This window comes from Paractinoplanes hotanensis (assembly GCF_023717965.1).
GTDB classification, from domain to species: Bacteria; Actinomycetota; Actinomycetes; order Mycobacteriales; family Micromonosporaceae; genus Actinoplanes; species Actinoplanes polyasparticus.
In genome coordinates, this window is sequence record NZ_JAMQOL010000010.1 from 90,192 (window position 1) to 104,241 (window position 14,050).

The following is a 14,050-nucleotide window of genomic DNA, read 5'->3' on the forward strand; positions in this document are numbered from 1 at the left end:
GTGTGACAACAGCGGGCACGGGCACGGTCGGTATGGTGCACCCGTGCCGGATGTTGCATCGACCGATCACCCTCCCCATCGGCCGCGCCGTCAGGTCGACGCCGTGCTGTTCGATTTCCACGGCACGTTGGCCCAGGTGGAAGACCCGGTGACCTGGGTTCTGGCGGCCGCCGCGACGTGCGGGCGCGAGCTCGACCGGGGCAAGGCCACGGTGCTGGCCGACCGGCTGGTCACCGCCGGGCGGGCCGGTGGCCCGGTGCCCCACCGGGTGCCGCCCGGCCTGGCCGAGCACTGGGCCGACCGCGACCTGTACGCCCAGAGCCACCGTGCCGCCTACACCGGCCTGGCCGCGACGGTCTCGACCGACGTCGAGGGCCTGGCCGACGCCCTGTACGACCGGCTGCTGGCCCCGGACGGCTGGCTGCCCTATCCGGACACCGAGCCCACCCTGCGTACGCTGCACGACGCCGGCATCAAGGTGGCGGTGGTCAGCAACATCGGCTTCGACATCCGCCCGCTGTTCGACGCCTGGGGCATGACCGCGCTGATCGACGCGTACGCGCTGAGCTACGAGCTCGGCCGCACCAAGCCCGACCCGGCCATCTTCCTGCGCGCCTGCGGCATGCTGGGCGCCGACCCGGAGCGCACGCTCATGGTCGGCGACACCCCGGCCGACGCGGGCGCGGTCGGGGCCGGCTGCGCCGCGCTGGTGCTCCCGGCCGCCGAGCCCGGCCGCCCCAACGGCCTGGTCGCCACCCTGGCCCTGACCGGCTGTTCAGCTTAGGTAGGGCGGGGCAACTCCCCAGCCCCAGTGCGGCACCGGCGCTTCACGCACCGGGTCGGCACCCGGTTGCGAGTTCTCCCGGGCGAGCCGGGTGCCCCATTCCAGGTAGCCCGCGAACGCGGCCCGGAACTCCGGGTCGTCCGGCAGGCTGACCTCGTCGGCGGCGTCCATCATCAGGTTGACCCAGCGCCGCCGCTGGGGCTCGGTGATCCCCTTGCCGAGGTGATGCCGCAGCATGGCCCCGTAGCCGCCGCGCCCGGCGGTGTAGGCGGCGGGCCCGCCGAACACTTCGCCCAGCCAGAGGGCCACGTAGCGCGGATGGTCCGGATGCATCCCGGCGAACAGCGCCGACAGCAGGTCGTCGACGACAACCCGCCGGTAGAACGCTTCGCACAGGGCTTGCAGCGCCTTCTGGCCGCCGGCCCACTCGTAGAGGGTCGGCGGCGCCGCGCCATTGCTGGTGTACTCGTCAGCCACGGGGAAAGCCCACCATCGGCGGCCGCCCCCGATCAAGTACGCACTTTCCGGTGCGTGACCCGCGGAGACGACGATGACGAAGCGTTACCACTGCCCGGTCGAGCTCACCGTCGACGTGGTCGGGGGCAAGTGGCGGGTGGTGATCCTGGCCCGCCTCAAGGAGGGCGTGCACCGCTACGGCGAGCTGCGCCGGCGGATGCCGGGGATCAGCGACAAGATGCTCACCCAGCGGCTGCGCGAGCTCGAGGCCGACGGGCTGGTGGCCCGCGACGACCTCGAGACCGTGCCACCGCATGTGGAATACCGGCTGACCGACGAGGGCCGGAGCCTGACGCCGGTGCTGCAGGCACTCTACGACTGGGGGCTGGAGCGCGCCGCCCGCACCGGCGTCCCGGTCGGTTCGTGAGCCGTCAGGGGCGTTCGGTTTCCTGCCGTACGGTCTCCGCGCCCAGGTCGGAGGCCGTGCGCAGCGCCGACGGGGTGGGGTTGTCGGCCGTCTGCTGCAGGCCGGCCACCCGGTCCTCGATGACGAACGTCGCCCGGGTGTGCACCGGCGCGCCGGGCGTGGTCACGAACGGCACCACGCGGAAGTCGGCGGTGAGGCTGCCCGGGGTGATCCGCGTACGGACGTACCCCCGCTGGTTGTTGTAGAAGCGCAGGTGCGGGTTCCAGGCCGCCCACGGGTGCTGCCCGGAGGCGACGTCGGTGCCGTTGCCGGTCGAGGTGATCGAGGAGCAGACCAGCTCGGTCCCCACCGTCCGCGACGCCGGGTCGGCGTAGTCCAGCTTGAGCTCGTCGGCCCAGTGCGCGTGCACGTCCCCGGTCAGCACGACCGGGTTGCGCACGCCGGCGTCGACCCAGCCCCGGGTGATCCGGTCGCGCGACGCGGCGTAGCCGTCCCACGAGTCCATGCTGGTGACGACCTGTGGTCCCGAGTTGTTGTCGCGCTGGCCGAAGAACACCTGCTGGCCCAGCACGTCCCAGCGGGCCGACGAGCGGCGGAACCCGTCGAGCAGCCACTTCTCCTGCTGCTCGCCGGTGATCGAACGGGCCGGGTCGGAGGCGGCCGGGCAGTCCTTGTAGCCGTCGCCGCAAGCTTGATCGTCCCGGTACTGGCGGGTGTCGAGCATGTGGAAGGTTGCCAGCCGGCCCCAGCGCAGCCGCCGGTAGAGCTGCATGTCGAGGCCACGCGGGATCGAGGTGCGACGCAGCGGCATGTTCTCGTAGTAGGCCTGGAACGCGGCCGCGCGCCGGGCCGGGAAGTTCGGGTCGGGCGCCTCGGGCACCTCGTCGGCCCAGTTGTTCTCGATCTCGTGATCGTCGAACACCACGGCCCAGGGCGCGACGGCGTGCGCGGCCTGCAGATCGGCATCCGTCTTGTACTGGGCGTGCCGCTGACGGTAGTTGGCCAGCGTGACGGTCTCGGGCCCCGCGTGGTCGCGCGGGTTGCCGCCGGGGATGGTGTACACGCCGGCCTGGTACTCGTACTGGTAGTCGCCCAGGTGCAGGATCAGGTCCGGTTCGTCGGCGGCCAGGTGGCGGTAGGCGGTGAAGTAGCCGTGCTCGTACTGCGAGCAGGAGGCGAACGACATCGCCAGCGTGCCGCCCGTCGCCCACAGCGGCGGGGCGGTTCGGGTCCGGCCCACGGGCGAGACGTAGCGCTCGGCGCGGAAGCGGTAGAAGTACTCCCGTCCGGGCAGCAGGTGGTGCAGTTCGACGTGCACGGCGTGCGCCGACTCGGGCCGGGCCGCGGTCACACCGCGCCGGACGATCATGCGGAAACGCTCGTCGGCGGCGAGTTCCCAGGCCACCGGCACGACTCGTGACGGCATGCCGCCGAGGCCGTCGTCGGCCAGCGGGGTGGGGGCGAGGCGGGTCCAGAGCACGAACCCGTCCGGTTCCGGATCGCCCGACGCGACGCCGAGCGTGAACGGGTCGGCCTGCAGCGGGCCCCGGTACGGTGCCGCCGAGGCCGCCAGGGGCCAGGTGGTCGCGGCGCCCGCGACACCGGCGGCGGCCGAGCTCAGCAGAAGCGATCTTCTTGAGAGTGCCATGCCCGCAGCCTCGCGGGCATAGATGGAATTAGATTGCTGCCGACCTTACGAGCCGCGAAACAGACCCTAAGCGTACGAGTCGAGGTTGACGCCCTGGCGCTGGCCGGGAACCGGCGCGGGAACCTCGGTGACGGGGGCGGCCGGCTCCGGAGCCTTGGCCAGGACGGGGGTGACCTCAGCGCCGGTGGCGGCGGCCGACTCGGCCATGCTCTTGAGGTTCGAGCGGGCGGTGTCGTAGGCGGAGGTGACCAGCGAGCTGAGCGAGTTGATCTGCATGCCCCTCCCGATCGGCCGGTTCCGGGCGATCTGATGAAGAATTCAGCGGAGCAACCGAACCGCACCCGGCGCACACGTCAGGTCGAGGTCGAGAGGGCCGAGGCGCTCCCCGTCCGCGTAGGCGACGATCCCGTCCGAGCGCAGCCGCACGTGCCGGGCCCGGAAGGCGGTGACCCGCGGGTCGGTGACGTGCGTGCCCCGCCGCAACCGGGGCTTGAGCCGGGCCAGGGCCGCCCGCCCGAACGGTGTCGCGATCACCACGTCGAGCAGTCCGTCGGCAGGGTCGGCATCGGGCAGGATCCGCATGCCGCCGCCGTAGCTGGCGCAGTTGCCCACCGCCACCAGCATGCCCTCGAAGCTGTGGTCCTCGCCGTCGAGTTCGAGGGCGTACTTGCGCGGCTTGAGCCGGGCCAGCTCGAGCAGGATCGCCAGGTCGTAGCGCCGGGGCCCGCGCGGCCAGCGCATCCGGTTGGCCCGCTCGTTCACGAGCGCGTCGAAGCCGCCCGCGAGCACCGCCCCGAACCATCGTGGCTCCCGCCCGACCGGTGACTCAGCCGGGACGCGGGACACGACCCGGGCCAGGTCGATCGGCACGTAGCGCCCGTCGGCGAGCGCCGAGGCGACGACGTCGGCAGCTCGTAGCGGGTCGGCCGGCATGCCGATGCCGGCCGCGAAGTCGTTGCCGGTGCCCGCCGGGACGACGCCGAACCCCACGGGCCGCTCGGCCACTCCCTGCAACGCGCGGTGGATCGTGCCGTCGCCGCCCACGGCCACCACGGCGGCCACGCCCCCGTCGACGGCGGCCCGGCACGCCTGCTCCGCCTCCGCGCCGCTGTGGGCGGTCAGCAGCCGGACCGTATGCCCGGAATCGCCCAGCCGGCGCAGGACCCCGGACAGCAGATCGCGGTGCTTGCCGCGCCCCGCTGTGGGGTTGGCCAGCACCGCGATCTCATTGCTCGTCACAGCCGGGCAGCATACTGCCCCGGTTATGACCTAGGTCATGTCGTCGAAGCGTCCCTCGATCGAGCGCGGCTGCGCGACGGGCGTGGGCGCCTCGATCGGGCTCGGCGCCTCGATCGGGTCGGACGCGCCGACCGGCACCCGGTCGTCCTCGAGCGGCGACAGCTGGTCGTCGTCGAGCTCGGCGTAGATCTCTTTGCCGCGGCCCCTGCGCTTGTCGTTGAGCGCGGCCACACCGGTCGCGATCAGATAGAGCACGACCATGCAGAGCGCCAGCAGAATCATGCCGAACGGGCCGGGGTCGGGGGTGGCGATCGCGGCGAACGCGAACGACAGGAAGACCACGATCCGCCACCAGCCCAGCAGCTTCTTCGCCGACACGACGCCGGTGAAGTTGAGCATGAGCAGGATCAGCGGGAACTCGAAAGCCGCGCCGAAGATCAGGATCATGTTGGTCACGAACCCGATGTACCCCGAGACCTCGAGTTTCGTGGCCTCGCCGAGGACGCCGGACTCCATGATGAACGCCAGGCTGTGGCCGACCACGAAGTAGGCCAGGACGCCGCCGGCGGCGAACAGCGGAGCGGCGATGGCCACGAAGACGTACGCCCACTTGCGCTCGTGCCGGTGCAGGCCCGGCGCGACGAACGCCCACAACTGGTAGAGCCACACCGGCGAGCCGACGATCAGACCGACCCAGAGCGCGATCTTGAGGCGCAGGATCAGGGTGTCGGTGACGTTCAGGACGACCCAGTCGCAGTACTGCGTCCCGTCGGCGCGGGTGGCGATCGACGACGGCAGGTCGCAGTAGGGCGCCTCGAGCAGGTGGAACACCCACTGCGACACGATGAAGCCGACGATCAACCCGGCGATCAGGCCGAGCGACGCGATGAACAGCCGATTACGGAGTTCGCGGACGTGGTCGATCAGCGTCATGGAGCCGTCGGAAGCCTGCTGGAACTTGCTGGGCCCCTGACGGCCAAGGGCTAGCTTCATGCCCGCGGATCAGCGGTCGTTGGTGCGCTGCTGCACCGGGTCCACGTACGGCTGAGCCGGCGGCGGCTGCTGCTGGTAGCCCTGCGGCGGCGGAGTCTGCTGGTAACCAGAATTTCCGGCGGGCGGATAGACGTCGCCCTGCAGCGGCTGACGCGCGACCTGCGGCTCGGCCTTCTCAGCGACGTTGTTGTCGTCGTCGACCAGGCCCTTGGTCTCGGCCTTGATGATCCGCAGCGACCGGCCCAGCGACCGCGCCGCGTCCGGCAGCCGCTTCGCGCCGAAAAGCAGCACGAGGACGACCACAAAAACGATGATGTGCCATGGCTTGAGGGCGCCCATGGGTTAACTCCAGTCGGTCGGATCAGGTGTGCGGGGTCCATCGTACGTGTCAAATCTGGTGATGCGGACCACGGACCCTCGTCGGTTTGCCACCATCGCCCAAATCCTTGGACAACGGGGAAGGAACGCCGCAGTCAGCGCCGCTTGAGGATCGCGTGCTCCTGGATGAGTTCGGCGCGCTGCTGCACCGCGAGCACGGTCTGCTGGAGCTCGAGCGCGGCTTCCTGCAGTTTCGCCGCCTCGGTCTGCCGTCTTTGCAGCCGCATGGCCGCGCGGCGCAGCCCGTCGAGCCGGCCGAGCAGCCGCACACCGGCCGCCCCCATGATGATCACGGCGACCACGACCACGGCGATCCAGATCCACATCAGCACCGGGCCACCCTACCGGCCGGGGGTGCTGTACTGGTCGAGCGCCGCCGTGGCCTGTTCACGGATCCGGTGCAGCAGTTCCGGCGGGCCGAGCACGGTGACGTCGGGCCCGAGCCCCAGCAGCAGCCGCTGCGCCCAGCCCAGGTCGGTGACCCGCATGGTCACCACCCACTCGTCGCCCGACCGGCGCACCTCCTCCACCGGGTAGTACTCGGTGATCCAGCGGCTGCCGCGGCCCACCCGCAGGGTGACCAGCTGCAGGTCGGGGGTGGGGTGGAAGACGCCGTCGCTGACGTCGTGCGGCACCGCGTCGGCCGGCGGGCGGGACGGCTCGTCGAGCTCGGCGAAGTCGTCGATGCGGTCGATCCGGAACAGCCGGGTCGCCTCGGCCCGCCGGCACCACGCCTCCAGGTAGGCCTTGCCGCCCACCATCAGCACCCGCATCGGGTCGACGACGCGCTCGGTCGTCTCGTCGCGGGCGGCCGTGTAATAGGTCATCCGCAGCGCGTGCCCGCTCTCGACCGCCGTTCGCACGTTGTCGACGCGCTTGCTGTTGGCCGGCAGCTTGACGGCCACCGGCGCCCCGGCCAGGTCGCCGGCCGCGTTCTCGATTTTGGCGAGGGCGCGTTCGATGACGTCGCGGTGGCCGGTGCCCGGCGTCTCGGCCAGCATCCGCAGGGCCACCACCAGGGCCAGCGCCTCGTCCTGGGTGAGGCGCAGCGGCCGGTCGATGCCGGCGTCGTGGCTGATCGTGACCCGGTCGCCGTCGAGCGCCATGTCGATGAGGTCGCCCGGGCCGTAGCCGGGCAGGCCGCACACCCACAGCAGTTCCAGGTCCTCGCGGAGCTGGCGCTCGCTGACGCCCAGGTCGGCGGCCGCCTCGGCGACCAGGATGCCGGGCCGGGCCAGCAAATACGGGACGAGCAGAAGCAGCCGTCCGAGCCGGTCGGCGCTCTGCCGCGGGCCCGTCATGCCGCCACCTCGTGTCGCGCCACGACCTCCTTGAGCAGCTGGATCACGGCCTCGCGAACCTCGGGCGGCCCCTCGGCCCGCACGTCCGGCCCGTAGCCGACGATCGTCGCGGCCAGCCGCTCGGCGTCCGAGTACGGGATGGTCAGCGTGTCCCCGTCCGGGCCGGGCTGTGACTCGACGGCCCAGCGCCGCAGCCCGGCCGCCCGACCCGGCCGCACGGTGACGGTGGCCCGGCCGTTGTGCGGCACCGGCCCCGACCACTTGGCGACGTGGTTGATCAGGTCTTCGTTCTCGGGCGGAGCGAACGCTCCCGGCCGGCCCAGCACCTTGACCGCGCCGACGATGCGCGACAGCCGGAAGCACCGGGTCGCGTCCCGGTCGCGGTCGTGACCCACCACGTACCACCGGCCCTGCCAGCAGACCACGCCCCACGGCTCGAGCCGGCGGGTGGCCGGGTCGTCGACCTCGGGCACCCGGTAGCTGAAGCTGACCGCCCGGCGGTCGCGGGCGGCGCTGGTGAGCGGCCCGAACGCCGGGTCGACGGTGACCACCGGCTCGACCCCGAGGGTGGCCTGGGGGTCGACCTCGACCCCGGCCGCGCGCAGCTTGGCCAGGCCGGACGACGCGGCCGCGGCCAGGCCGGCGTGCTGCCAGAGCCGGGCCGCGATGCCCACCGCGGCGGCCTCGTCGGGCTCGAGCCGGATGGCCGGCAGCGCGTACTCGCGGTGCGCGATGCGGTAGCCCGGTTCCTGATCGAAGACGCTCGCCGTACCGGTCTCGAGCGGGACGCCCAGATCGCGCAGCTCGGCCTTGTCGCGCTCGAACTTGCGCTGGAAGGCTTCGTGGTCGCGCGGATCCTCCGGGTCGTGCTCGTAGCCGGGCACCGTCGCGGCGATCTGCGCGGCGGTCAGGAACCGACGCGTCGACAGAAGGCAGATCACCAGGTTCACCAGGCGCTCGGTGCGGGTGCGCGACACGATTGGCAACGCTAGCAGGGTGGACGCCGACGTGACGTACGCGCTATGCCCGGGCCGTTTCCCGCGGGGGCGCAGCGGAAAGGTAGGCCCGGGTGAGCACCGCAGAAACCCCGGAAGAGCAGCTCCCGGTCGGTCTGGCCGCCGCCGGGCCCCTCCCGACGGGCGATTCGTCCGATGAGTCCGAAGCACCGCAGAACGAGAGTGTGGGCACGGTCATCGTGGCCGGCCTGGCCAACCTGGCCATCGCGGTCGCCAAGCTGGTCGCCGGCATGGTCTCCGGCTCGGCGGCCATGGTGTCCGAGTCGGCGCACTCCTTCGCCGACACCATCACCGAGGTGTTCCTCTTCGTCGCCCTGCGGCGCGGCGCCACCCCAGCCGACGAGGAACACCCGTTCGGGTACGGCAAGGAGAGCTTCGTCTGGGCGTTCATCGCCGCGGTGTTCACCTTCGTCGGCGGCGCCGGCTTCTCGATCTACCACGGCATCGAGACGATCGTGCGCGGGGAGGAGACCGGCGACTTCCTCTGGTCGTACCTCGTGCTGGCCGTCTCGTTCGCCGCCGAGGGCACCTCGTTCCTGCGCGCCCGGCGCCAGGTCGCGGGCGCGTCGCGGCGCTGGGGCGTCACTCCGTCGCGCTTCCTGCGGCTGACCCCGGACACCACCGTCAAGGCCGTCTACTTCGAGGACTCGGCCGCCCTGATCGGCCTGATCCTGGCGGGCGCCGGACTGGTGCTGACCGAGCTCACCGGCAACGGCATGTGGGACGGCATCGCCTCGATCGCGATCGGCCTGCTGCTCTTCGGAGTGGCCGCGGTCCTCGCCCAGAGCAACGCCTCGCTGCTCGTGGGCCGGGCGGTGCCGCGCCGGGTGCACAACCAGATCGCCGCCGACCTCGCCTCGATCCCGATCGTGGTGGCCGTGCCGACGCTGCTGACCATGCAGCTCGGCCCGGGCGACATCCTGGTCGCGGCCAAGGTCGACTTCCAGGACGACGTCCGCGGGGGCGAGATCGAGGCGGCCAGCGACGAGGCCGAGCGCCGCCTGCGGGCCCGCTACCCCGGCATCCGGTACGTCTTCCTCGACCCGACGCGCGGCACGGCGGGCCGCAACCACGTCGACGGCGGCGTCGAATAGGGTTCCGGCCATGGTGCGGTGGCGGTCCGGAACAGTCCAGGCGATCCGGCGCCGGTGGAACGGCGCGGTCGAGCTCGAGGTCACGACGGACGACGGGCCACTGAAGGCGCTCGCCTACCCCGCCCTCACCGGCGAGCCCGAGCCGGGCGACCGCGTGCTGCTCAACGTCGGGGCGCTCGTCATGGGCCTCGGCACCGGGGGCTACGCGCTGGTGGTGGCGCTGCCCGACCGGCTGCCGGCCGATCCGCCCGAGGACGGCGCCAACCGTGACTCGGGCCACCTGGTCAAGGCCCGTTACACGCCGCTGCAGGCGATCCGGCTCGGCGTCGACGAGGAGGCCTCGCCGCACCGCGCGGTGATGGCCGCGGCCACCTCGCTCGACGGCATGCCGGTGGTCCTGGCCGATCTGCACTCGGCGCTGCCGGCCATCGTCGCCGCTGTCCGCCTCGACCGGCCCGGGGCCCGGATCGCGTACGTCATGACCGACGGCGGGGCGCTGCCGGCGTGGTTCTCACGCACCCTGGACGGTCTGCGCGACCACCTGGTGGGCACGGTGACCACCGGGCAGGCGTTCGGCGGCGACCTCGAGGCGAGCACCGTGCACACCGGCCTGCTGGCCGCGCGGCACGTGCTGCGCGCCGACGTCACGGTCGTCACGCAGGGCCCGGGCAACCTCGGCACGGGCACGACCTGGGGGTTCTCCGGGGTGGCGCTGGGCGAGGCGGTCAACGCCACGGGCACCCTCGGAGGCCGGCCGGTCGGCTCGTTGCGGATCTCGACGGGTGACGGACGGCCCCGGCATCGCGGCCTGTCGCATCACAGCCTCACCGCGTACGGGAAAGTGGCCCTGCTCCCCGCCGACCTGCCCGTGCCCGAAGGCCTCGACCCCTACCTGGCCGCCGAGATCGACGCGGCGCTCGCGCCGCTGGCGGCGAGGCACCGCCTGCCGCGCGTGCCGGTCGACGGTCTCGACGAGGCGCTCCGCGCGAGCCCGGCGCCGCTGTCGACGATGGGCCGCAAGCTCGACCAGGACTACGCCTACTTCCTCGCCGCGGCCGCCGCGGGCCGGTTCGCCGCCACCCTGATCTGATAGCGGCCCGCCTCGGCCTGGTTACCGCTTGCGGACCAGCGTCACCCCGTCCCGTACGGGAAGCATGACCGACTCGACCCGGTCGTCCGTCACGATCCGGTCGTTGAGGTCGCTGACCGCCACGTCCCACTCGCCCTCGGGGTGCAGGACCCGCCCGGCGCGCAGCACGTTGTCGATCACCATGAGGCCGCCCGGGCGCAGCCGCGGCACGAGCTCGTCGTAGTACTTGGGGTAGCTGATCTTGTCGGCGTCGACGAACGCGAAGTCGACCACCGGGTCGCGGTCCAGCGCCCGCAGCGTCTCCAGGGCCGGGCCCAGGTTCAGCTCGATCAGGTCGTCGACCCCGGCCCGTGCCCAGTACCTCCGGGCGACGTTGGTGAACTCCTCGGAGACGTCGCACGCGATCAGGCGTCCGTCCTTGGGCAGCCCGCGCGCGACGCAGACGGACGAATAGCCGGTGAACACGCCCACCTCGACCGCGAGCCGGGCGCCGGTGAGCCGCACCAGCATGGTGAGCAGCTCGCCCTCGTCGTGCGAGATCTGCATGCCGGCGGCGTCGGGGAACGCGTCGCGGGTCTCGGCCGCGAGATCCCGCAGCACGTCGTCGGCCGGGGTGCAGTGCTCGAGCAGGTAGTCGCTGACAGCCGGTTCGATGATGTCCATCCGGCCAGTCTCGTACGTCTCACGCTTTGCGGCAGGATGCATAAGGCACTTATGATCCTGACGTGCCTGCTTCTCTCCGCCACCAGCCCAAGGCCGTCTACGCGGTCGCGTTCGCCTGCGTCGTCAGCTTCATGGGCATCGGCCTGGTCGACCCGATCCTGCCCGCCCTGTCGTCCCAGCTGCATGCCGGACCGAGCCAGGTCAGCCTGCTGTTCACCAGCTATCTGGTGGTCACCGCGATCGCCATGCTCGCCCGAAGCGCACCCTGATCACCGGCCTGGCCGTCATCGTCGTGTTCGCGGCGCTGGCCGGCCTGTCCGGTTCGATCGGCGGCATCGTCGGCTTCCGGGCCGGGTGGGGCCTGGGCAACGCGCTCTTCATCGCCAAGATGGTCGACCGCTGGAACATCCACGTCCCCTTCGTGGCCGGCGCGGTAGCCGTCCTGCTGGGCGTCCTGGTGCTGGCCACCAGCCACCGCACGCTGACCGAGGCCGACCGGCGCCTGGCTTCCGGCGCCCCCGCGGTGGAGGGCGAAGTAGCCGACGAGTTCGGCGGCGCCCCCGACGCCATCGACGCCGAACTGCAGCACGAGCGAGCCACCCGTCGCTGAACGCTAACGTGGGACCGTGCCCGCCTCGTCCCGCCTGCTCGCGATCGTCGATGCCCTGCCCCTCGAGCCGGGTCTCCGCGTCCTCGAGATCGGCTGCGGCCCCGGCGTAGCCGCGCGGCTGGTCGCCGCCCGCCTCACCACGGGGCACATCCTGGCCATCGACCGCTCGGCGGCCGCCGTCGCCCAGGCCACCGCGGGCTCAGCCACGGAGATCGCGTCCGGCCGCCTGAGCGTCCGGCACGTGGCAGCCGAAGACTTCGTCCTCGAACCCGGCGAGCAGCCGTACGACCTGGTCTTCGCCGTCCGCGTCGGAGCGCTCGACGGCCGCCACCCCGCCCTGGGCGTACGCGTCATGGAGCACCTGGCCCGAGCCACCCGCCCCGGCGCCCGCCTGTTCGTCGACGGCGGCAGCCCACTGCGCGAGCTCCCGATCCGACCGCCGGCCCCGGATTCGTCCGCACGAACCCGGCGGCACCCGAGCTCGCGGCTCGCCCGAGGGTGCGCAGGACCGGCAGAATGACCGCATGGCCCAGCCGGTAGAGCACTTCGAGATCATCGGGACCGACCCGGCCGCCCTGCGCGGCTACTACGGGGAGCTCTTCGGCTGGCAGTTCACCACCGGCGGCCCCGTGGCCGATCCCGTCTCCGAGGCCGGCAACTACGGCTTCACCGAGGGCGAGACCATCCCAGGCGGCGTCCGTGGCTGCGCTGATCGACGACGCACTGTGCCCTACGAGGTGACGAAGCCCTACGAGGTGACGACCAGAACGAGCCAGCCGAGCAGAATCACGCCGAGGATCGCGGCCAGCACCCACGTCGGGACGCGGTGGCCGCCCTCGCGGTTGCGCCGGACCTCGGCGCGGATGCGGTCGCGCTTACGGTCGGCCCGGGAGCGTGGTTGCTGGTCGGGCCCGTCCATGACCCGACCAGCCTAACGCCTGGCTCACTGCTGGGGCGGGAGCCGCAGCCCCCGCCCCAGCGGACTCACATGCTGGCGATCAACCGTTCCACCCGCTCGTCGTACGCGCGGAAGGGGTCTTTGCAGAGCACGGTGCGCTGCGCCTGGTCGTTGAGCTTGAGGTGCACCCAGTCGACGGTGAAGTCGCGGCGCTTCTCTTGCGCGTGGCGGATGAACTCGCCCCGCAGGCGGGCCCGGGTCGTCTGCGGCGGCGTCTCCTTGGCCTCGAAGATCTCGAGGTCGTTGGAGATGCGGTCGACCTGCTTGCGCTTCTCCATCAGCGCGTAGAGGCCCCGGCCCCGGCGCACGTCGTGGTAAGCCAGGTCGAGCTGGGCGATGCGCGGGTGGCTCATCGGGATCTGGTGCTTGGCCTGGTAGCGCTCGATCAGCTTGTACTTCGACACCCAGTCGATCTCGCGCGAGACCGGGTCGAGGTCGCCGCTCTCGATCGCGTTGAGCACCCGGCCCCACAGCTCGACGACCCGCTTGGCCGTCTGGTCGCCACCGCGGCGCTCGACGAATTCGGTCGCCTTGGCCAGGTATTCCTGCTGGATCTCGAGGGCGCTGACCTCTTTGTTGTTGGCCAGGCGGATCTTGCGGCGGCCGGTGATGTCGTGGCTGACCTCGCGGATCGCGCGGATCGGGTTCTCGAGCGACAGGTCGCGCATGACCACGCCGGCCTCGATCATGCGGAGCACGATGTCGGCGCTGCCCACCTTGAGCAGCGTCGTCACCTCGTTCATGTTGGAGTCGCCGACGATCACGTGCAGGCGGCGGTAGCGCTCGGCGTCGGCGTGCGGCTCGTCGCGCGTGTTGATGATCGGACGGGAGCGGGTCGTCGCGCTGGAGACGCCCTCCCAGATGTGCTCGGCCCGCTGCGACAGGCAGAAGACGGCGCCACGCGGGGTCTGCAGCACCTTGCCGGCGCCGCAGATCAGCTGACGGGTCACGAGGAACGGAATGAGGACGTCGGCGAGCCGGCCGAACTCGCCGTGGCGCGACACGAGGTAGTTCTCGTGACAGCCGTACGAGTTGCCGGCGGAGTCGGTGTTGTTCTTGAACAGGTAGATCTCGCCCGCGATGCCCTCGTCGTGCAGCCGCTTCTCGGCATCGACCAGCAGGCCCTCCAGGATCCGCTCGCCGGCCCGGTCGTGGGCGACGAGATCGGTCACGGAGTCGCACTCGGGGGTCGCGTACTCGGGGTGGGAACCGACATCGAGGTAGAGGCGGGCGCCGTTACGGAGGAAAACGTTGCTGCTGCGTCCCCAGGACACCACTCGGCGGAACAGGTAGCGGGCCACCTCGTCGGGAGACAGCCGCCGCTGCCCCCGGTAAGTACACGTGACGCCGTACTCGGTCTCGAGGCCGAAAATTCGCCGTTCCATGACGAAAC

General features: G+C 71.8%; 19 protein-coding genes. 8 read left to right on the top strand and 11 right to left on the bottom strand.

Annotation, left to right across the window (positions count from 1 at the left end):
• Window positions 1-43: 43 nt before the first annotated feature.
• Window positions 44-784: an HAD family hydrolase gene (locus tag LXN57_RS08390; protein ID WP_251797450.1), complete on the top strand. Its 741-nt coding sequence runs from the start codon at window positions 44-46 to the stop codon at window positions 782-784.
• Here LXN57_RS08390 and LXN57_RS08395 read toward each other — a convergent pair.
• Window positions 776-1,261 carry a group II truncated hemoglobin gene (locus LXN57_RS08395; RefSeq protein WP_251797451.1) on the bottom strand — a complete coding sequence of 162 codons (486 nt, stop codon included), beginning with the start codon at window positions 1,259-1,261 and terminating at the stop codon, window positions 776-778. The two genes, LXN57_RS08390 and LXN57_RS08395, sit on opposite strands and share 9 nt — an antisense overlap.
• 73 nt (window positions 1,262-1,334) lie before the next feature.
• Here LXN57_RS08395 and LXN57_RS08400 point away from each other — a divergent pair, with 73 nt between their 5' ends.
• Window positions 1,335-1,667, top strand: coding sequence for a winged helix-turn-helix transcriptional regulator (locus LXN57_RS08400; RefSeq protein WP_221379350.1), 333 nt, complete (start codon window positions 1,335-1,337; stop codon window positions 1,665-1,667).
• 4 nt (window positions 1,668-1,671) lie between these two features.
• On the opposite strand, the gene LXN57_RS08405 is transcribed toward LXN57_RS08400, so the two are convergent.
• The 8 genes from LXN57_RS08405 to LXN57_RS08440 form a co-directional block, all read right to left on the bottom strand.
• Complete coding sequence (locus LXN57_RS08405; protein ID WP_251797452.1) at window positions 1,672-3,315, bottom strand: alkaline phosphatase D family protein; 1,644 nt, start codon at window positions 3,313-3,315, stop codon at window positions 1,672-1,674.
• Between the two features lie 66 nt (window positions 3,316-3,381).
• Entirely contained in the window at window positions 3,382-3,591 is a 210-nt protein-coding gene (locus LXN57_RS08410; RefSeq protein WP_251797453.1) for a hypothetical protein, read from the bottom strand.
• A 42-nt stretch (window positions 3,592-3,633) separates the two neighbouring features.
• Window positions 3,634-4,554, bottom strand: coding sequence for a diacylglycerol/lipid kinase family protein (locus LXN57_RS08415; RefSeq protein ID WP_251797454.1), 921 nt, complete (start codon window positions 4,552-4,554; stop codon window positions 3,634-3,636).
• A gap of 30 nt (window positions 4,555-4,584) precedes the next feature.
• A complete protein-coding gene (gene tatC / locus LXN57_RS08420; RefSeq protein ID WP_251797455.1) occupies window positions 4,585-5,547 on the bottom strand; it encodes a twin-arginine translocase subunit TatC in 963 nt (320 codons plus the stop codon).
• Between the two features lie 9 nt (window positions 5,548-5,556).
• The gene (tatA, locus tag LXN57_RS08425; RefSeq protein WP_251797456.1) at window positions 5,557-5,886 is read right to left on the bottom strand and encodes a Sec-independent protein translocase subunit TatA; all 330 of its coding nucleotides are present in this window, start codon (window positions 5,884-5,886) and stop codon (window positions 5,557-5,559) included.
• A 134-nt stretch (window positions 5,887-6,020) separates the two neighbouring features.
• Window positions 6,021-6,251 carry a hypothetical protein gene (locus LXN57_RS08430; RefSeq protein WP_251797638.1) on the bottom strand — a complete coding sequence of 77 codons (231 nt, stop codon included), beginning with the start codon at window positions 6,249-6,251 and terminating at the stop codon, window positions 6,021-6,023.
• A gap of 15 nt (window positions 6,252-6,266) precedes the next feature.
• A complete protein-coding gene (locus LXN57_RS08435; protein ID WP_251797457.1) occupies window positions 6,267-7,226 on the bottom strand; it encodes a helix-turn-helix transcriptional regulator in 960 nt (319 codons plus the stop codon).
• The gene (locus tag LXN57_RS08440; RefSeq protein ID WP_251797458.1) at window positions 7,223-8,203 is read right to left on the bottom strand and encodes a helix-turn-helix transcriptional regulator; all 981 of its coding nucleotides are present in this window, start codon (window positions 8,201-8,203) and stop codon (window positions 7,223-7,225) included. The genes LXN57_RS08435 and LXN57_RS08440 overlap by 4 nt, the downstream gene beginning before the upstream one ends.
• Window positions 8,204-8,337: 134 nt before the next feature.
• Between LXN57_RS08440 and LXN57_RS08445 the strand changes: the two genes are divergently transcribed.
• Window positions 8,338-9,336: a cation diffusion facilitator family transporter gene (locus LXN57_RS08445; RefSeq protein WP_438872854.1), complete on the top strand. Its 999-nt coding sequence runs from the start codon at window positions 8,338-8,340 to the stop codon at window positions 9,334-9,336.
• A 10-nt stretch (window positions 9,337-9,346) separates the two neighbouring features.
• Window positions 9,347-10,426, top strand: coding sequence for a DUF3866 family protein (locus LXN57_RS08450; RefSeq protein ID WP_251797459.1), 1,080 nt, complete (start codon window positions 9,347-9,349; stop codon window positions 10,424-10,426).
• Between the two features lie 21 nt (window positions 10,427-10,447).
• Here LXN57_RS08450 and LXN57_RS08455 read toward each other — a convergent pair whose 3' ends face one another.
• The gene (locus tag LXN57_RS08455) at window positions 10,448-11,089 is read right to left on the bottom strand and encodes an O-methyltransferase (RefSeq protein ID WP_251797460.1); all 642 of its coding nucleotides are present in this window, start codon (window positions 11,087-11,089) and stop codon (window positions 10,448-10,450) included.
• Window positions 11,090-11,151: 62 nt separating this feature from the next.
• Between LXN57_RS08455 and LXN57_RS08460 the strand changes: the two genes are divergently transcribed.
• From LXN57_RS08460 to LXN57_RS08475, 4 genes are read left to right on the top strand one after another with little or no spacing between them, the layout of a single operon-like run.
• The gene (locus LXN57_RS08460) at window positions 11,152-11,358 is read left to right on the top strand and encodes a hypothetical protein (RefSeq protein WP_251797461.1); all 207 of its coding nucleotides are present in this window, start codon (window positions 11,152-11,154) and stop codon (window positions 11,356-11,358) included.
• A 23-nt stretch (window positions 11,359-11,381) separates the two neighbouring features.
• Window positions 11,382-11,699 carry a hypothetical protein gene (locus LXN57_RS08465; protein ID WP_251797462.1) on the top strand — a complete coding sequence of 106 codons (318 nt, stop codon included), beginning with the start codon at window positions 11,382-11,384 and terminating at the stop codon, window positions 11,697-11,699.
• Window positions 11,700-11,715: 16 nt separating this feature from the next.
• Window positions 11,716-12,219, top strand: coding sequence for an SAM-dependent methyltransferase (locus LXN57_RS08470; protein WP_251797463.1), 504 nt, complete (start codon window positions 11,716-11,718; stop codon window positions 12,217-12,219).
• 4 nt (window positions 12,220-12,223) lie between these two features.
• Window positions 12,224-12,634, top strand: a complete 411-nt coding sequence (locus LXN57_RS08475) for a VOC family protein (RefSeq protein WP_251797651.1) — start codon at window positions 12,224-12,226, stop codon at window positions 12,632-12,634.
• A 49-nt stretch (window positions 12,635-12,683) separates the two neighbouring features.
• On the opposite strand, the gene pafA is transcribed toward LXN57_RS08475, so the two are convergent.
• Complete coding sequence (pafA, locus tag LXN57_RS08480) at window positions 12,684-14,042, bottom strand: Pup--protein ligase (RefSeq protein WP_127503492.1); 1,359 nt, start codon at window positions 14,040-14,042, stop codon at window positions 12,684-12,686.
• Window positions 14,043-14,050: the final 8 nt, after the last annotated feature.